Source organism: Ideonella sp. (assembly GCF_041914305.1).
In the GTDB taxonomy this organism is placed as follows: domain Bacteria; phylum Pseudomonadota; class Gammaproteobacteria; order Burkholderiales; family Burkholderiaceae_C; genus Ideonella.
In genome coordinates this window covers 1-16,248 of record NZ_JAYSDQ010000017.1, presented here as the reverse complement: position 1 = coordinate 16,248, position 16,248 = coordinate 1, and the positions used below count along the sequence as shown (strand labels likewise).

Annotated in this window: 16 protein-coding genes; 10 read left to right on the top strand and 6 right to left on the bottom strand. The window is 68.1% G+C overall.

What is annotated here, in order from left to right:
• Nucleotides 1-51: 51 nt before the first annotated feature.
• Nucleotides 52-1,044 (top strand): CBASS cGAMP-activated phospholipase, encoded by a 993-nt coding sequence (locus ACE3SG_RS20905; protein WP_374568143.1) that lies wholly within the window; start codon nucleotides 52-54, stop codon nucleotides 1,042-1,044.
• Between the two features lie 13 nt (nucleotides 1,045-1,057).
• On the opposite strand, the gene ACE3SG_RS20900 is transcribed toward ACE3SG_RS20905, so the two are convergent.
• From ACE3SG_RS20900 to ACE3SG_RS20890, 3 genes are read right to left on the bottom strand one after another with little or no spacing between them, the layout of a single operon-like run.
• The gene (locus ACE3SG_RS20900; protein WP_374568142.1) at nucleotides 1,058-1,963 is read right to left on the bottom strand and encodes a ribose-phosphate diphosphokinase; all 906 of its coding nucleotides are present in this window, start codon (nucleotides 1,961-1,963) and stop codon (nucleotides 1,058-1,060) included.
• Nucleotides 1,960-3,486 (bottom strand): thymidine phosphorylase family protein, encoded by a 1,527-nt coding sequence (locus ACE3SG_RS20895; protein ID WP_374568141.1) that lies wholly within the window; start codon nucleotides 3,484-3,486, stop codon nucleotides 1,960-1,962. The genes ACE3SG_RS20900 and ACE3SG_RS20895 overlap by 4 nt, the downstream gene beginning before the upstream one ends.
• A gap of 5 nt (nucleotides 3,487-3,491) precedes the next feature.
• Complete coding sequence (locus tag ACE3SG_RS20890) at nucleotides 3,492-4,847, bottom strand: MBL fold metallo-hydrolase RNA specificity domain-containing protein (protein WP_374568140.1); 1,356 nt, start codon at nucleotides 4,845-4,847, stop codon at nucleotides 3,492-3,494.
• Between the two features lie 145 nt (nucleotides 4,848-4,992).
• On the opposite strand from ACE3SG_RS20890, the gene ACE3SG_RS20885 reads away from it, so the two are divergent.
• From ACE3SG_RS20885 to arcA, 3 genes are all read left to right on the top strand, one after another.
• Entirely contained in the window at nucleotides 4,993-5,646 is a 654-nt protein-coding gene (locus ACE3SG_RS20885) for a BON domain-containing protein (protein WP_374568139.1), read from the top strand.
• 94 nt (nucleotides 5,647-5,740) lie between these two features.
• Nucleotides 5,741-6,739, top strand: coding sequence for an ornithine carbamoyltransferase (argF, locus tag ACE3SG_RS20880; protein WP_374568138.1), 999 nt, complete (start codon nucleotides 5,741-5,743; stop codon nucleotides 6,737-6,739).
• A 5-nt stretch (nucleotides 6,740-6,744) separates the two neighbouring features.
• Entirely contained in the window at nucleotides 6,745-7,962 is a 1,218-nt protein-coding gene (gene arcA / locus ACE3SG_RS20875) for an arginine deiminase (RefSeq protein ID WP_374568136.1), read from the top strand.
• Between the two features lie 13 nt (nucleotides 7,963-7,975).
• Here the strand turns inward: arcA and ACE3SG_RS20870 are convergent, their stop codons facing one another.
• Both ACE3SG_RS20870 and ACE3SG_RS20865 read right to left on the bottom strand, forming a co-directional pair.
• The gene (locus ACE3SG_RS20870) at nucleotides 7,976-8,467 is read right to left on the bottom strand and encodes an SRPBCC family protein (protein ID WP_374568135.1); all 492 of its coding nucleotides are present in this window, start codon (nucleotides 8,465-8,467) and stop codon (nucleotides 7,976-7,978) included.
• The gene (locus ACE3SG_RS20865; protein ID WP_374568134.1) at nucleotides 8,451-8,807 is read right to left on the bottom strand and encodes an ArsR/SmtB family transcription factor; all 357 of its coding nucleotides are present in this window, start codon (nucleotides 8,805-8,807) and stop codon (nucleotides 8,451-8,453) included. Before ACE3SG_RS20865 ends, ACE3SG_RS20870 begins: the two co-directional genes overlap by 17 nt.
• 643 nt (nucleotides 8,808-9,450) lie before the next feature.
• Between ACE3SG_RS20865 and ACE3SG_RS20860 the strand changes: the two genes are divergently transcribed.
• The 3 genes from ACE3SG_RS20860 to ACE3SG_RS20850 all read left to right on the top strand — a co-directional run bounded on the left by ACE3SG_RS20860 (nucleotide 9,451) and on the right by ACE3SG_RS20850 (nucleotide 12,556).
• Nucleotides 9,451-9,960 carry a hypothetical protein gene (locus ACE3SG_RS20860; protein WP_374568133.1) on the top strand — a complete coding sequence of 170 codons (510 nt, stop codon included), beginning with the start codon at nucleotides 9,451-9,453 and terminating at the stop codon, nucleotides 9,958-9,960.
• A gap of 1,005 nt (nucleotides 9,961-10,965) precedes the next feature.
• Nucleotides 10,966-12,201, top strand: coding sequence for a molybdopterin-dependent oxidoreductase (locus tag ACE3SG_RS20855; protein ID WP_374568275.1), 1,236 nt, complete (start codon nucleotides 10,966-10,968; stop codon nucleotides 12,199-12,201).
• Nucleotides 12,202-12,211: 10 nt separating this feature from the next.
• The gene (locus ACE3SG_RS20850; RefSeq protein ID WP_374568132.1) at nucleotides 12,212-12,556 is read left to right on the top strand and encodes a cytochrome c, class I; all 345 of its coding nucleotides are present in this window, start codon (nucleotides 12,212-12,214) and stop codon (nucleotides 12,554-12,556) included.
• 130 nt (nucleotides 12,557-12,686) lie between these two features.
• On the opposite strand, the gene ACE3SG_RS20845 is transcribed toward ACE3SG_RS20850, so the two are convergent.
• The gene (locus tag ACE3SG_RS20845) at nucleotides 12,687-13,856 is read right to left on the bottom strand and encodes a rhodanese-like domain-containing protein (protein ID WP_374568130.1); all 1,170 of its coding nucleotides are present in this window, start codon (nucleotides 13,854-13,856) and stop codon (nucleotides 12,687-12,689) included.
• A 346-nt stretch (nucleotides 13,857-14,202) separates the two neighbouring features.
• Between ACE3SG_RS20845 and ACE3SG_RS20840 the strand changes: the two genes are divergently transcribed.
• From ACE3SG_RS20840 to ACE3SG_RS20830, 3 genes are read left to right on the top strand one after another with little or no spacing between them, the layout of a single operon-like run.
• Complete coding sequence (locus tag ACE3SG_RS20840; protein ID WP_374568129.1) at nucleotides 14,203-14,679, top strand: Lrp/AsnC family transcriptional regulator; 477 nt, start codon at nucleotides 14,203-14,205, stop codon at nucleotides 14,677-14,679.
• Between the two features lie 8 nt (nucleotides 14,680-14,687).
• Nucleotides 14,688-15,293, top strand: coding sequence for a LysE family translocator (locus tag ACE3SG_RS20835; RefSeq protein WP_374568128.1), 606 nt, complete (start codon nucleotides 14,688-14,690; stop codon nucleotides 15,291-15,293).
• A 47-nt stretch (nucleotides 15,294-15,340) separates the two neighbouring features.
• Nucleotides 15,341-16,126 (top strand): hypothetical protein, encoded by a 786-nt coding sequence (locus ACE3SG_RS20830; RefSeq protein ID WP_374568274.1) that lies wholly within the window; start codon nucleotides 15,341-15,343, stop codon nucleotides 16,124-16,126.
• Nucleotides 16,127-16,248 lie beyond the last annotated feature (122 nt).

Below are 16,248 nucleotides of genomic sequence, written 5' to 3'. Positions count from 1 at the left end.
GCCTTGACGCGGCGCAAGCCGCACCCCGCGCGCCTGCGCGAAGCTGGCGCCATGACGCTGCCCGACCTGCCCCCGCGAGACCCGGTGCGTGTGCTGTCGCTGGCGGGTGGCGGCTTTCTCGGGCTGTACACCGCCATCGTGCTGCAGGGCCTCGAAGCCCAGGCCGGCGAGCCGCTGGCGCGCCGCTTCGACCTGATCGCCGGCACCTCGGTCGGCGGCCTGCTGGCGATGGCGCTGGCCTACGAGGTGCCGATGGAGCGCCTGGTCAACCTCTTTCTGGAGCACGGCACCAACATCTTCTCTGCCCGCGCCCTGCCCAAAGGGCCGGTGAGCCGGCTGCTCGACCTGACCCGCTCGGTCACCGGCCCCAAGTACTCGGGCCAAGCGCTGCGCGATGCGCTGAAGGCCGAGCTGGGCGACCGGCGCCTGGGCGACGCGCTGCACCGCATCGTGGTGCCCGCGGTCGACGTGGGCCAGTGCCAGACCAAGATCTTCAAGACCCCGCACGCCGAGGCCTCCACCGGCGACGGCGCCTTGCGCGCGGTGGACGTAGCGATGGCCAGCTGCGCCGCGCCGGCCTACTTTCCCAGCGTGCGCATCGGCCGCAAGCTGTTTGCCGACGGGGGGCTGTTCGCCGTCGCCCCCGACCAGATCGCGCTGCACGAGCTGGAGCATTTCATGGGCGTGGCGCCCGACCGGGTGTCGATGCTGGCCGTGGGCACCGCGACGGCGCACTACCGCCCGGCCGAAGGCGTGGCCAACCACGCCGGCGCGGTGGGCTGGCTGGCCGATGGGCGCCTGGTGCTGACGCTGATCTCGGTGCAGCAGCAGCATGTGCAGGCGATGATGGAAGACCGGCTGGGCGAGCGCTATGTGCGGCTGGACGCCGACTGGCCCACCACCGCCGGCCTGGGCATCGACGTGGCCACGCCGGCCGCGGCCGAGGTGCTGAGCGGGCTGGCCCGCAAGACCCTGCGCAGCACCGATGCCCGCACACTGGCGCCGTTCGTCGGCGCGCGGCAGGCGCTGGCCGCCGCGGGCTGAAGCCCGCCCCCTTTCAGCGGTAACGCGCCGCCTGCTGCTGGGCCCGCACCGCCTCGGCCATGGCCCCGGTCACGTCGATCGCGTTGCTCGCATGCGGCAGCGTGTTGCAGCTGACCACCTGGGCCGCGCCGGCCTCGGCCAGCAGCGCCGCCGCGTCTGCCGCGAACACCGCATGCACCCCCACGCACACGGCGGGCGCCAGGCCCGCTGCCCGCAGGCCGCGCACCGCACCGGCCATCGTATGGGCGGTGGAGATGATGTCGTCGACCAGCACCGGCGTGCGGCCCTGCAGCGCCTGCAGGTCGGGCAACGCCTGCTCGATGTCGCGGTCGCCGTGGCGCAGCTTGCGCATCACCGTGTGCGGGCAGCCGGCCAGGTCGGCCACCTCGGCCACCCACTGCAGGCTCTCTTCGTCGGGCCCGACGATGACCGGCTTCGCCACCCGCTGGTGCACCCAGGCCGCCACCGCCGGTGCACTGGGCACCACCGCGGCCGGGATCCGGTAGACCTCGTCGAGCGCCTGGTAGCGGTGCAGGTGCGGATCGACCGTGACCAGCCAGTCGAACGCCGCCGAGATCAGCCGCGCAAAGCTGCGCGAGGTGACCGCCTCGCCATCGCGAAAACGCGTGTCCTGCCGCATGTAGGGCAAATACGGCGCGACCAGCCCGACATGCGCCGCGCCCAGCTCGCGCAGCGCATCGGCCAGGAAGATCAGCCCCGGCACCTGCGGATCGGGCTCGCGCAGCTGCGCCACCACCACCACCTCGTGGCCATCGACGCCATCGGCCACGCGCAGGTAGATCTCGCCGTCGGGGAAGCGGCGGCTTTCGAGCCCGCACCGCGCGGCCTCGAGCTTCTTGGCGACCAGGCCGGCGCAGGCTTCGGCGCCGGGCAGCGAAATCACTGAACAAGTCGTCATGCGGGGTCGACTCCAACGATGGGCGGCTGGGCCTGGACATACGACAGCGCATACGACAGCTCGCCCGGCGTCTGCGCATGCAGCGTGAACAGCGGCTGCCCGGCACCGACCGTGTCGCCCAGCCGCACGTGGATCACCGCACCGGCCGCCGCATCGTGCGGCGCCCCGGCCAGCTTGGCCGCGCGCGCCAGCCGGCGGTTGTCGATCGCGCCCACCCGGCCGGCAATCGCCGCCGTGACCGGCGCGGTGTGGGCGGCGCGCGGCGGCTCGCGCAGGCCGCCCTGGGCCTGGCAGATGGCCAGGAACTTGGCGAGCGCGAGGCCGCTGTCGAGCGTCTTGGTGGCCAGCGCCAGGCCGGTGCCCGCTGCGGCGCGGCCGGCCATTTCAAGCACCGTGCCGGCCAGCACCAGCGCACGCTGGCGCAGGTCGAGCGGCGCATCGGCTGCGCGCTGCAGCACCGCCATCGCGTCGACCGCCTCGAGCGCCGGGCCGATGCCGCGGCCCACCGGCTGCAGGCCATCGGTCTCGATCACCTGCACCTGCAGTCCCACCGCCGTGCCCACGGCGATCAGCCCGGCCGCCAGCGAGCGCGCCGCCGCCGAGTTGCGCACCTTGGCGGTCGGGCCGATCGGCAGGTCGATCAGCACCCGCTCGGAGCCGGCCGCCACCTTCTTCGACAGCACCGAGGCCACCAGCTGCGCCTCGCTGTCCAGGTCGAGCGGCCGCTCGACGCGGATCAACACATCGTCGGCCGGGCTGAGCCGCGCCGCGCCGCCCCAGGCGATGCAGGCGCCCTCGCGCTCGACCACGCGGCGCATCGTCGCCATGTCCAGCGTCACCGGGGCCAGCGTCTCCATCGTGTCGGCCGTGCCGGCCGGCGAGGTGATCGCGCGCGACGAGGTCTTGGGCATCACCACGCCGCAGGCCGCGACGATCGGCACCACGATCAGCGTGGTGCGGTTGCCGGGCAGGCCGCCAACGCAGTGCTTGTCCATCACCGGCGCCATCGGCCAGCGGATGCGCTCGCCCACGTCGACCATCGCCCGCGTCAGCGCCACCGTCTCGCCCAGGTCCAGCCGGCCGCCCGAGCAGGCGGTGACGAAGGCGGCCAGGTGAAGGTCGGACACGCGCCCGCGGCTGATGTCTTCGATCAGCGCGTGCATCGATGCGTAGTCGAGCTTGGCGCCATACACCTTGGCGCGCAGAAAGCGCAGCGATTCGATCGGCGAGGCATGCCGCACCACCACGTCTTCGCCACCTTCGAGCCCGAGCAGCTCCCAGGCCGCCTCGGACAGCGCTGCTTCGTCGTGCGCCAGCCAGTCGCCCTCGACGCGGTGCAGGATGGCCGGCACCACCGTGCCGTTGACCACCACCTCGACCTGCGCCTGGGCCTCGAAGCCCTCGGCGCGGCATACGGCGCAGTCGCGGTGCATGTAGACCACCGCCTGCTGGTAGGTGTCGATGCGGGCCCGCCGCGCGCGCAGGCGGCCGGGGCTGGCGGGGGCCGGGTCGGTTGAAGTCACCGCGGTCACAGCTCGACCACGTCCCGGTACTCGGGCACCGTGCAAGGCCAATGGTGTCGCTCCTCGATCGTCTGGCGCAAGGCGTCGGCCGGCACGGGCTCGCCGTGGGTGACGAACACCTGCCGCGGCGCGGCCGGCAGCGCGGCCACCCAGGCCAGCAGCTCGTCGCGGTCGGCGTGGGCCGACAACGAATCGATCTGCTTCACCTCGGCCCGGATCGGCACATACTGGCCATGGATCTTCACCGTCGACGCGCCGGCCACGATCGTGGCGCCGCGCGTGCCCGCGGCCTGGAAGCCGGCGAACAAGATGCTGTTGCGCGGGTCTGGCGCAAAGGCCTTCAAGTGGTGCAGCACCCGCCCGCCCGACGCCATGCCGCTGGCCGAGACGATCACCGCCGGCATGCGGATCTCGTTCAATCGCTTGGACTCTTCAACCGTGTTGACGATGCGCGCCGCGCCGGACATGGCCGCGCACTGCTCGGGCGACAAGCGGTGCTCGGCCCGGTGCTTGACGTAGATGCGCGTCGCATCGGCCGCCATCGGGCTGTTCAAGAACACCGGCACGTCCGGGATGCGGTGCTGCTGCTTGAGCAGGTGCAGGCCGTAGAGCAGCGTCTGCGCCCGGCCCACCGCGAACGCCGGGATCACCACCACGCCGCCGCGGGCGGCCGTGCGGCTGATCACATCGGCCATCACCGTCAGCGGGTCGGGGCCACCGTGTGGCCGGTCACCGTAGGTCGATTCGACGACCAGCCAGTCGGCCGCCTCGGGCACCTCGGGCGGCCGCATCAGCAGGTCGTTGGCGCGGCCGAGGTCGCCTGAGAACAGGATCGAGCGCAGGTCCCACTCGACCCGCACGCTGGCCGCGCCGAGCAGGTGGCCGGCGCGCCGCAGCACCACCCGCACGCCCGGGATCGGCTCGAAACCCTCGCCGAACTGGCGCGGCGCGAAATGCTCGAGCGCGGCGACCGCGTCTTGCTCGGTGTACAGCGGCAGGGCCGGCCGGTGCTTCGAGAAGCCATGGCGGTTGGCGTACTCGGCCTCTTCTTCGAGCAGGCGGCCCGAATCGGGCAGCAGCAGGCCGCAAAGGTCGCGCGTGGCTGCGCTGCAGTAGACCGGCCCCCGAAACCCGGCCTGCACGAGGCGGGGGATGAAGCCGCTGTGGTCGAGGTGCGCGTGGCTCAGCACCACCGCGTCGATCCCCGACGCGGGTACCGGGAAATCCTCCCAGTTGCGCAGCCGCAGTTGCTTGAGCCCCTGGAACAGCCCGCAATCGACCAGCATGCGCCGGCCCTCGTGCTCCAGCAGGTACTTCGATCCGGTCACCGTGCCGGTGGCCCCAAGAAACGTCAAGCGCATGCCGGGCCTCGTCTTCCTCGTGTGTCGGGATGTCCGTGCACGATAGGCCGGCCTGCCTGAAATGGCTTGACCAGCATCAACTCGCGCGCCGCGCGAAGCTGCACGATCGCGTGCAGGGTCGATTCGACCATGAAGCGAGGCCGACATGAAGACCGACGAAGCCCTGAAGCGCGACGTGGAAGCCGAACTGGCCTGGGACCCCGCGGTCAACGCCAGCGCGGTGGGCGTGGCGGTGAACGACGGCGTGGTGACCCTGACCGGCCACCTCGACAGCTACGCCCAGAAATGGGCCGTCGACAAGGCGCTGCGCCGCCTGGCCGGCGTGAAGGCCATCGCGATGGAGCTCGACGTGCAGGTGGCACCCGACCATGTGCGCAGCGACACCGAGATCGCCCAGGCCGCCGAGACGGCACTGAAGTGGCACACGATGGTGCCCACCGATGCGATCCAGCTGCGGGTCGACAAGGGCTGGGTCACGGTCGAAGGCCGGGTCGACTGGGATTTCGAGCGCCGCGCGGTCGAGGCCACGCTGCGCCACCTGAAGGGCGTGGTCGGCCTGACCAACGACATCCAGCTGAAGCAGACCCCGACACCGGCCACGCTGGCCGAGCTGATCGAAGCCGCACTGTCGCGCCAGGCCACGCGCCAGGCCGAGCGCATGACGATCATCACCGACGCCGACGGCACCGTCACGCTGCGCGGCACGGTGCACTCGTGGTACGAGCGCGGCGCGGCGGTCGGCGCCGCGTGGGCTGCGCCGGGCGTGCGCAACGTCATCAACGAGTTGAAGATCGGCTGACGCGCGAGCGCCCTGCCCGCTTTGCGCGGGATCAAGCCACCCCGCCCGGCACGGCGTTCTACTGCGGCCGTTCAACACCACACAAGAGACCACCATGGGTTTCAACCTGGCCAACCGCAGCCTGCTGACGCTCGACGAGCTCCAGCCCCGGGGCGTGAGCTACCTGCTCGAGATTGCCCACGAACTGAAGCGGGCCAAGGCGGCCGGCACCGAGCAGCAACACCTGCGCGGCAAAGAGATCGTGCTGCTGTTCGCCAAGACCTCGACCCGCACCCGCTGCGCGTTCGAAGTGGCCGCCTTCGACCAAGGCGCCCATGTCTCGTTCATCGGCCCGCACGACTCGCAGCTGGGCGAGAAGGAAAGCGTGAAAGACACCGCCCGCGTGCTGGGCCGCATGTACGACGCGATCGAATACCGCGGCTTCGAGCAGCGCGTGGTGCGCGAGCTGGCCGCGCACTCGGGGGTGCCGGTCTACAACGGCCTGACCAATGAATACCACCCCACGCAGGTGCTGGCCGATTTCATGACGATGCAAGAGAACTGCCGCAAGCCGCTGGCCGAGATGAAACTCGCCTATGTGGGCGATGCGCGCTTCAACACCGCCGACTCGTTGCTCGAAGGCGCCGCGATGATGGGGCTGGACTTTCGCATCGGCGCCCCGCGCGAGCTGTGGCCGCCGCAAGAGGTGCAAGACAAGGCCCGCGCGATGGCCGAGCAAAGCGGCGCCAAGCTGCGCCTGACCACCTCGCCGCAAGAAGCGGTCGAGGGCGCCGATTTCATCTACACCGACGTCTGGGTCTCGATGGGCGAGCCGGCCAGCGTGTGGGCCGAGCGCATCCCGCAGCTGCTGCCCTACCAGGTCAACGCCGCGCTGATGCGCGCGGCCGGCAACCCGGGCGTGAAGTTCATGCACTGCCTGCCGGCGCTGCACAACCGCGACACCGAGGTCGGCGAGCGGATCTTCCAGCAGTTCGGACTCGATGGCGTGGAGGTCACCGAAGAGGTGTTCGAGTCGCCCGCCTCCATCGTCTGGGACCAGGCCGAGAACCGCCTGCACACGATCAAGGCCTTGCTCGTGGCCACGCTGGGGTAAACGTCATGACACACGGTGTTCATTCCGAAGCCGGCCACTTGCGCAAGGTGCTGGTGTGCCGCCCTGGCCTGGCGCAACAGCGCCTGACCCCCAACAACTGCGCCGAGCTGCTGTTCGACGATGTGATGTGGGTCTCGCAGGCCAAGACCGACCACTTCGCCTTCACCAGCGCCATGCAAGAGCGTGGTGTCGAGGTGCTGGAGCTGCACGACCTGCTGGCCGAGGTGCTGGCGCTGCCCGCCGGGCGGGCCTGGCTGCTCGACCGCAAGCTGGCGCCGCACCATGTCGGGCTCGGCCTGGCGCGCGACCTGCGCGACTGGATGAACGAGCTGCCGGCACGCGAACTGGCCGAGCGGCTGATCGGCGGCGTGGTGCGCGCCGAGCTGCCCTTTGCGCTCGCCGGTGGCCTGGCCAACTACCTGGACAACGCCGACTTCATCGTCGCACCGCTGCCCAATGCGATGTTCACCCGCGACACCAGCTGCTGGATCTACGGCGGCCTGACGCTCAACCCGATGCACTGGCCGGCGCGCCGCGCCGAGACACTGCTGATGAAGGCGATCTACCAGTTTCACCCGGCCTTCGCGCACGACGCGCGCGTGTGGTGGGGTGACCCCGAGCAAGACCACGGCGGCGCCACGCTCGAAGGCGGCGACGTGATGCCCATCGGCCACGGCACCGTGCTGGTGGGCATGGGCGAGCGCACCACGCCGCAGGCGGTGGCGCTGCTGGCGCAGGCGCTGTTCCGCGGCAGCTCGGTCGAGCGCGTGATCGCCGCCAAGCTGCCGCGCACCCGTGGCGCGATGCACCTGGACACGGTGATGACCTTCTGCGACACCGACCTGGTGACGGTCTTCCCCGAGATCGTCGACGGCATCCGCTGCACCAGCATCCGCCCCGCCGAGCAAGAAGGCGAGCTCGAATTCACCGCCGAGCAGCAGCCCTTTCTGCCGCTGCTGGCCGAAGCGCTGGGCCTGAAGAAGCTGCGCACCGTGTCGACCGGCGGCGACGCCTACGAGGCCGAGCGCGAACAATGGGACGACGGCAACAACGTGCTGGCGCTGGCCCCCGGCGTGGTCATCGCCTACAACCGCAACACCCACACCAACACCTTGCTGCGCAAGGCCGGCGTCGAGGTCATCACCATCCCCAGCGCCGAGCTCGGCCGCGGGCGCGGTGGTGGGCACTGCATGTCGTGCCCGATCGAGCGAGATTCGGTGTAGGCGCTCGCCGCTGTCAGCCCAGCGTCGGCAGCAACGCGTCCAGCTGCGCGAACTGCTCGGGCAGCCCGTCGGTGCTGCCGATGTTGCGGTCGAGCGCTTCTTTTGTCGGGTAGAGCTCGGAGAACGTCAGGTGTGTCTGGCCACCCTTCTCTTCAAACGTGACGGTGGTCACGGCGCCGTCGTCGCTTTCCTCGTTCGTCCAGGATAGGCGCGACGGGGGCGTGACCTCGATGTACTTGCCGAAGAAGGCCATCGTCTTCGAGTCGCCCAGGTCGAACACGAGACGGTAGGTGCCGCCCACGCGCACGTCCTGGTCCAGGGACAACAGCACCAGGCCGATCGACTTCGGCACCCACCACTGCCTGAACAGCTCGGGCCTCGTCCACGCCTCGAACACCAGGCGCGCGGGCGCGTCGAAGATGCGCCTGACGACCACTTCGCGGTCGGACTTGCGCTCCACCGATGTGGGATGCCTCGCGCCCGCCGGCTCACTTCTTTCGACCATCGTCTGTCTCCTTGCGTTTCAGTTCCTCGACGACCTTGTCCAGTGCATCGAAGCGCGCCGTCCACATGCGGCGGTAGCGCTCGAGCCACGTCCACTCTTCGTCCAGAGCGCCCTGCCCGAGCCGGCAGGTGCGCACGCGCCCTACCTTCTCGGTGGTGACCAACCCAGCCTGCTCCAGCACACCCACGTGCTTCTTCATGCCCGTCAGCGTCATCTGGAAACGCTCGGCCAGCTCGGTGATCGTGGCGTCCCCACGCCAGAGCTGCTCGATGACGCCGCGCCGGGTCGCGTCGGACAGCGCGGCGAAAGAGACATCGAGACGCGATGAATACTGAACCATTGAGTTCAGTATAGGGTCGAGGGTCGGCGGAAGCAAGGGGCGCGTGCTCGTCACGCGGGTCTTTGTATTTGGACCTCCAAGGGGGAGCTCGTCCGTGGCGCGTCGCGGCAGGCGGCACCCGCTGGGGGCTCAGAGTCCGCGCCCTCGGCTTGCAGCCGAGGGTGCCCTGCAGTGCTCGCGCTCGTGGCCGCGGCCGAACTCGCTGCGCTCACTGCGTTCGCTGCGCTCGACCAACGGCCGCGAGTCAGATGACGAGGCTCGCTGGCGCTCGCTGCCACGAACACTGCGCGCTTCGGCGCTCCCATTCGCCCCCAGCGGGTACCGCCTGCCGCGAAGGCAACGGTGGTGGCTGTTCGTCCTGCCTTACCGCCACGGTTCTGCAGGGGGCGTGTGGGCTGGCGGCGACGCGAGTCAGGGGGCTCGGAGAAGCGCTGACTTGACCGCGACGCCTTGTTGCTCGAATGACAGGAATCTGGAGGAATCGGGAACTGGCGGTCACGACCCGGAAGAGGCGGTCACCAACGCCCTCTTCCGGTGATTTCAGCCGGGTTCAGACCTCAGTTCTCACAAACCTTCGCCAGGGTGGATCGGCGAGCCAACTGGCGGGGAGGAGAGGGGTACGGGCTCGTCATGCGATGGAGCCGTGCACTTCGCTCACTTCCTTCTCCTTTCGAGCGCGGCCACGGTCGGTCCCGCTGCCAAAATATTCATGATGCGCAGACTCCTACTCCCTACCCTTCTTGCATTCACCGTTCTGAGCCATGCCGGCCAGACGGAGAACTCTTCCGTCAGGCATGCCAATACGTATGGCAGCGACGACAAATGGTGGAAGTGCAACGTAGACGCCTCCAAAGGTTGCGACACCGGCCCTCTTGAAACCCTGGGCCTGACCGCAGAGGAGCAAGCCTTTGCCCGAGGGACACTGGACCGGATCCCTTGGCATCCAAAGATCGCGACCACAGAAGAAGTGAGTTCCGTGTTCGGCCAAGCGCTCACCGAAAGCTTTGGGCACCAGAAGATCAAAGGCGTTGGACCCGGAACCGATCCCCAGCGGGGCGTCATGGTTCATCACTTCAAAGGGTACGTCCACAATATCAAGTGGTACCAGCCTGGGCGCTTCCTTCTGGTCAAGGACCATTTTTTTCCATTGTGAGTTCTCTCCGTCAAGGTACTTGCTCGGGAGTCAATCGCGAAGAGATCTTGACGTTGGTGCAGGCAACCTGCTACTGCAATGATCTCTATCGCGAAGCCCAACGCATGGGAATTTCGCTGACTCAAGTCGAGGTTTGAAGCCAAGGCAAAGACTGCCGAGTGGGTCTCACTGCCAGCAACATCCAGTACCCGGCCGACGTCGAGTCTTCAGCGCCTTCAGCCGAGGTCGCAGAGCTCATTCGCGAAACCCGTGAAGTGGCCAAAGCCAACAACTATTCGCTTGGGTGTTCCTGTCGTTCTCGCAACCTAAGCTGCCCCTGCGCTTCTCGGCGTCCTTGACGCGCGCCACAACCAGCCCGCACACCCTTTTGCAGAACCCGTTGCAGGCCGTTGTTCGAGCGCAGCGAGTTCGGCCACGGCCACGAACGCGAGCACTGCAGGGAACCCTCGGCGAAGCCGAGGGCGCGGACGAATGAGCGCCTGCCGGGTACCGCCTGCCGCGACTCGCCAACAGAGGCACGGCATCTGGCCGCTACGGGCCGTGCGCTCCGGTTCGCTCGTTGAAGACCCTCCAAGGGATCATGAGTCACACCTGATCGCCTCCGCCTCTCGGTCGACCTCGATCGGCCTCGGTCGGTGCGCCGGCGTCAGAACTGAGCACAGACCTGCCGCGGTCTTCTGCCGCGCATGGGCGTCGACCCCTGCCAACGACCGAAGCAAAGACTGCCATCAGCGTAAAGCGCAGGTGCTGAAAATCGCCAAGGCCGATATGCTGTCGCGTTAGGTACGCGCATCGATGGGGGAGCCTGCGCTGGACAGGATCGCCATCAATCGTGAGCAACGTGCCTGACGGCGCCCGCCGGAAAGCGAACTGGCGGGCCACGCGCTTGCGAGAGAGTCACCCGTTGGTGATGGTCTCGCAGCAATAGAAGGCGTTGGCCGTGGCCGGCCACGCTTGACAACGAAGCCATCGGCTGCTTGAACCCCGGGCAGCCCCCTTGAGGAGATAAGTGTGAACGAGTCCCCCAACCGCCTGCGCCGCAGGCTTGTCGCCGGCAGTGCCGGATTGATCGCCGGTGCCGGGCTGGCCGGTGTCAGCCGCACGGCCCTGGCTGCGGCCGCAACGTTCAATCATCGCTTCGACAACGGCGGGCGCCTGCTCCAGGCCTTCCCCGAGAAGCGGCCGCTGATCGTGCTGAGCACGCGCCCGCCGCAGCTCGAGACGCCGTTCGAGGTTTTCAACGAGAGCCTGATCACGCCCAACGACGCCTTCTTCGTGCGTTACCACAACAACGGCCTGCCGGCCGAGATCGACGGCGACAAGCACGTGATCAAGATCGGCGGCAATGCCGTGGCCAAGCCCTTCGTGCTGACGATGGAGGCGCTGCGCACGCAGTTCGAGCCGGTGGAGCTGACGGCCGTCAACCAGTGCTCGGGCAACAGCCGTGCGTTGTTCGAGCCGCGCGTCACCGGTGGGCAGCTGGGCCACGGTGCGATGGGCAACGCGCGCTGGCGCGGCGTGCCGCTGAAGGCGGTGCTGGCGCGTGCCGAGCCCACCAACGCGGCGCGCCAGGTCACGTTCAACGGCCTGGACTTGGCGCTGATGGGCGGCGGCGATTTCGTCAAGGCGCTCGGGTTCGGCCACGCGATGGATGGCGAAGTCATGATCGCCTACCAGATGAATGGCACTGACATCCCGTACCTCAACGGCTTCCCCGTCAAGCTCATCGTTCCTGGCTACTACGGAACCTACTGGGTCAAGCACCTTTCGGAAATCGAGGTCATCGACCACGAGTTCGAAGGCTTCTGGATGAACCCCGCCTACCGCATCCCGGACAACGCATGCAACTGCGTCGAGCCGGGCAGCGGGCCTGTGGCCACCCGGCCGATCGGCCGATTCGATGTGCGCTCGTTCATCACTTCGCTGCAGCCCGGTGCCACGGTGCCGGCGGGCCGCGCCACCGAAGTGCGCGGCATCGCCTTCGATGGCGGAGCCGGTGTCAGCGAAGTGGCCTTCTCAACCGACGGCGGGCAGAGCTGGCGCGAAGCCGTGCTGGGCGCCGACAACGGGCGCTACGCCTTCCGTGAATTCCGCTTCGGCTTCACGCCGGGCAAGGGCACCCACGACCTGCGCGTGCGGGCGTGGAACCGGGCCGGCCAGAGCCAGGCCATGCAGGCCACGTGGAACGCGTCCGGCTACATGCGCAACGTTGTCGAAAGCGTGGTCGTCAATGCGGTTTGAGAAACACCCCATGAGCAAACGTATGCCTCTCGTCCCGGCACTTGTCGTCGCCGCGGCCACCCTGCTCGGCGGCATCGGCAACGCCTTCGCGGTCGTCAAGACCATGGCAGGGCCGCCCGACACCGTCGTGCTGCAGCCCAGCCCCCTGCCGGGCTACCAGAAGGCGATGACGTCCTGCACCTCTTGCCATTCGGCCGAGTACATGCAGTACCAGCCGCCGACGGCACCGCGCAAGTATTGGGATGCCATGGTCCACCGCATGAAGACCGTCTTCAAGGCGCCGATCGATGACGCCGATATGCCGGCGATCGTCGACTACCTGACCAAGACTTACGGAGCGGAACGGCCGAAGTGACGTGCCGCCGGGCCGCGCGGTCGCGCGGCCCCGCTTTTCAGTCGGGCGGCCGGCGGTGCGGCGGAAGGGTGTGGTGGCTTGTCGCCGAGATCAGCCTGCAGCCTTCAGCCGCGAGCCTTCGAGCAGCGCGTCACCGCTTAGCAACCTGCACCTTCCCCTCGGTCGGAAACCCGGCCGCCTCCCATGCCGGAAGCCCGCCCCGAAACCAATAGACCTTGGTGAAGCCTTTGGCCAGCGCCGCCCGGCTGGCCTTGTATGACTTCCAGCACTCGGGGCCGTTGCAGTGAAAGATCGTCGGCTTGTTGGCATCGAGGCGGGCAACGCCAGAGAAGTCGTCCGCCGAGACCTCATAGACGACGTCCTTCAAGCTATTCTCGTGGTACGGAATGAACAACGCGCCCGGAATGTGCTTGCTCTCGTACTCGCGCTCGTTGCGGGTGTCCACGACGATGGCTCCCTTGGCCAGAAGCTGGTCGACCTCCGCGGCCGTGACCACCGTGGCGCCGGGCAGCTGCGTGGGCGTGAACGTTCCCAGCTGGGCAACGGCTTGATACTGCGTCAGAGCGGCTTGATGGGCCACCGGCTTCAATCCACAGTCCCCAGGGGGCGCAGAGAACCATTTGGTGAGCTTGGCACGCACGTCCGCCGGCAGGTCCTTCTTCAAGGCCACCGACAACCCGCCCGGGACCGACCCGGAACTGGCAAGCACCCTGCCCGCTTGCGGGTTCTCGCTCTGCCAGGTCTCCCAATCCTGGCGGCGCACCACCGTCACATCCGAAAGGTTCAGGCTCACGGCCGTCAGGCCAGCGCCAGGGTACCTTGCGTATTGCACTGACCGCAGGTCACGAAGCGACAGGCCGTTGGCCGTCAGCATGCCGCGCGCCATGTAGGTGTAGATCGAATCCTGCTGTGGCAGGTAGATGCGGCCCAAGCGCGCATCTGCCGCCGAGGCCAGCGCTGCGCGGCCCACCATCACGTACTGCTCGTTCGGGTCGGTCGAGCCGACCAGCTCATAGCCGTGCGCCAGCGCCGAAGCGGCCACCTGCGCCGGCGCGATGAAGACGTCGAAGCCGCCGCTGCGCGTTGCACGCATGACGTCGGTCAGATCGTCCGATGTCACGACCTTGACCGCTTGCCCCAGCAACTTGCCGAGCTGCGCCTCGGTCGTGGCACGCGAAAGAATGAACCCCATCTTGCGCGCGGTCGGCTCCATCGCCAGCACCGCCGAGATCTCTGCCCATGATCGCGCAGGCGCGAGCAAAACCACCGCGCACGACAACGCGCAAGTCAGCATCTTCATCGGAGCAATTCCCTGTTCGAGCTCGCGGCACAACGTGGCGACGATCAGGGCGCGATCCTGCCGCAGCATCCATCGCCGGGTTGTAACGACCCACTACAAACCAACGTTACTTTCGGCCAAGGCGAGCGGCCGTCTTGTGTGGCAGGGCCGGCCCAGGGCGGCTGCCCGTCTCGACACCTTGTTGCTCGAGTGGCAAGGGCCGGGCGTTCGAACGTGGTCCACCTGCTGCCATGGCGTTCTCCGAGAACGGAATGGTGGGCGTCGCGGTGCAGCCGCTTTCCTTCTTTGGGTCGAAGACGACTGCAAATTTTCTCGGCTTGACTTCAAACTATCGGTCGTGAGCGCCATGAATCTTGACCGAATCGACGAAGCGATCCTGGCCGAGTTGCAGGCCGATGCCACGGTGCAGAACCAGGTGCTGGCCGAACGGGTCAACCTGTCTCCGTCCGCCTGCCTCAAGCGGGTGCGGCGCCTGCGTGACGGTGGACCGATCCGCCAAGAGGTGGCCATCCTGGAACCAGAGAAGGTCGGGTGGCCGGTGCTCGTCATTTCGCGGGTCGCGTTGCGTAGCACGAGCCGTGAGGCGGTGCAGGCGTTCGAGCGAAAGATCAGGGCTCTGCCCGAGGTGCAGCAGTGCCACTGCGTCGCCGGCGATACCGACTTCGTGCTGGTGATCTGTGCGCGTTCGCTGCCTGAATACCAAGACTTCGCACAGCGGCAGCTCGGCGAGGCGCTGGAGCTGAAGTCCTACTCCAGTGACATCGTGCTTTCGACCACGAAGTTCACGACACAGCTGCCCCTCGACCTGAAGCGCAAAGCCTGACGCCGCCCATGCATCTTCAAACCTGGTTGCTCTTCCTGCTGACGTCCATCGGCATGTCGCTCTCGCCCGGGCCGAACGCCTTGCTGGCGCTCACGCATGGGGCGCTGCACGGCAGCAAGCGGACCTTGTTCACCATCGCGGGCAGCCTGCTGGGCTTCGTCCTCATCATCGCCGGGTGCCTGTTCGGGATCGGCGCACTGCTGGAATCCTCTGCCCATTGGCTGACAGCGTTGAAGTGGCTGGGCGGCGCCTACCTGGTCTGGCTGGGCATCAAGCTGTTCAGCGCACCGGCGATCTCGATGGATCTCGCTGTCTCTGCCCGGGGCGACGCCTGGTCGCTCTTCCGCCAAGGCCTCGCCACTGGCGTGACGAACCCCAAAGGTGTCTTGTTCTTCACCGCGTTGCTGCCCCAGTTCCTGGACCCGGAACGGAGCTTGGTGACGCAGTTCGTCTTCATCGCGGCCACCTACTCGGCCACGGAATTCGCCGTTGAATGCGGCATCGCGGTGGGGGCGACCCGACTCCGCCCGTGGCTCGCACGAAGCGGGCGCCGCTTCAACCGAGCTTGCGGTGCCGTGCTCGTGGCCATTGGTGCGGGCTTGCCGGCCCACTGAACATCAGCGCGGCCGATGGGCACCACGTCGCGAGGGCGTTGATGGACATGTTCTTGTTCAAGCTGATCTCGGCGCCGCTGTTGTTGCTGGCGGCCACCCTGGCTGTTCGTCGCTGGGGCGAGAGCGTGGGGGGCTTTCTGGTCGGGTTGCCTCTGACTTCCGGGCCCATCTCTCTATTCCTGGCGCTCGACCACGGCGCGCCGTTCGCCCAACAGGCAAGCTCTGGCTCGCTGATCGCGACGGGGGCCCAGGCTGTCTTCTGTGTTGCCTACTGCCAGTTGGCCGCTTTCGGCTGGCCTGCCGCTTTGGTCGGCGGGACTGCGGCGTTCTCGGTCGTCGCGGCACTGCTGAGATGGATGGCGCCGGCTCCCACTGCGTTGGCCATCGTGGCCCTCGCGACCATGGGGCTGGCCTTGCGACTGATGCCGAAGACCCAGACGAGGGCCGCGACGGTGCACCTGCCCTGGTGGGATCTGCCCGCACGCATGGCCCTCATCGTGTGCCTGGTCGCGGCCCTGACGTTTGTCGCACCGCGCCTGGGGCCGTCGCTCAGCGGTGTGCTGGCGTCCTTTCCCTTGATTGGCACCATCCTGGCGATCTTCGCCCACCGCTCGGTGGGCGCGCCGGCCGCCCAGCAGGTGCTCCGCGGGATGACGGCCGGCCTCTATGGCTTCGTCGCATTTTTCTTCGTGCTCAGCCAAGCGCTGGAACGAACGGGGCTGCCTGCGGCCTACGGTTTCGCCGTCCTCTCGGCCTTGCTCACACAAGGTGCATGGTGGAGCTGGACCCGCAGGAGTCATCGCCACCTGCAAACGCAAGCACGTGCGCGCTGACGCGCGTGCCCACTGTAGGAACCGCTGCAGTACGGCAGCCGAAAAGCTCCCACCGTTGCCATCGCGGCAGGCGGTACCCGCTGGGGGCTCAGAGTCCGCGCCCTCGGCCTGCAGCCGAGGGT

Coding starts and splice junctions, on each gene's coding strand:
- ACE3SG_RS20905 (WP_374568143.1), top strand. CDS start 52: ATGACGCTGCCCGACCTGCCCCCGCGAGACCCGGTGCGTGTGCTGTCG.
- ACE3SG_RS20900 (WP_374568142.1), bottom strand. CDS start 1,963: ATGACGACTTGTTCAGTGATTTCGCTGCCCGGCGCCGAAGCCTGCGCC.
- ACE3SG_RS20890 (WP_374568140.1), bottom strand. CDS start 4,847: ATGCGCTTGACGTTTCTTGGGGCCACCGGCACGGTGACCGGATCGAAG.
- ACE3SG_RS20885 (WP_374568139.1), top strand. CDS start 4,993: ATGAAGACCGACGAAGCCCTGAAGCGCGACGTGGAAGCCGAACTGGCC.
- argF (WP_374568138.1), top strand. CDS start 5,741: ATGGGTTTCAACCTGGCCAACCGCAGCCTGCTGACGCTCGACGAGCTC.
- arcA (WP_374568136.1), top strand. CDS start 6,745: ATGACACACGGTGTTCATTCCGAAGCCGGCCACTTGCGCAAGGTGCTG.
- ACE3SG_RS20870 (WP_374568135.1), bottom strand. CDS start 8,467: ATGGTCGAAAGAAGTGAGCCGGCGGGCGCGAGGCATCCCACATCGGTG.
- ACE3SG_RS20865 (WP_374568134.1), bottom strand. CDS start 8,807: ATGGTTCAGTATTCATCGCGTCTCGATGTCTCTTTCGCCGCGCTGTCC.
- ACE3SG_RS20850 (WP_374568132.1), top strand. CDS start 12,212: ATGAGCAAACGTATGCCTCTCGTCCCGGCACTTGTCGTCGCCGCGGCC.
- ACE3SG_RS20845 (WP_374568130.1), bottom strand. CDS start 13,856: ATGAAGATGCTGACTTGCGCGTTGTCGTGCGCGGTGGTTTTGCTCGCG.
- ACE3SG_RS20840 (WP_374568129.1), top strand. CDS start 14,203: ATGAATCTTGACCGAATCGACGAAGCGATCCTGGCCGAGTTGCAGGCC.
- ACE3SG_RS20835 (WP_374568128.1), top strand. CDS start 14,688: ATGCATCTTCAAACCTGGTTGCTCTTCCTGCTGACGTCCATCGGCATG.
- ACE3SG_RS20830 (WP_374568274.1), top strand. CDS start 15,341: ATGTTCTTGTTCAAGCTGATCTCGGCGCCGCTGTTGTTGCTGGCGGCC.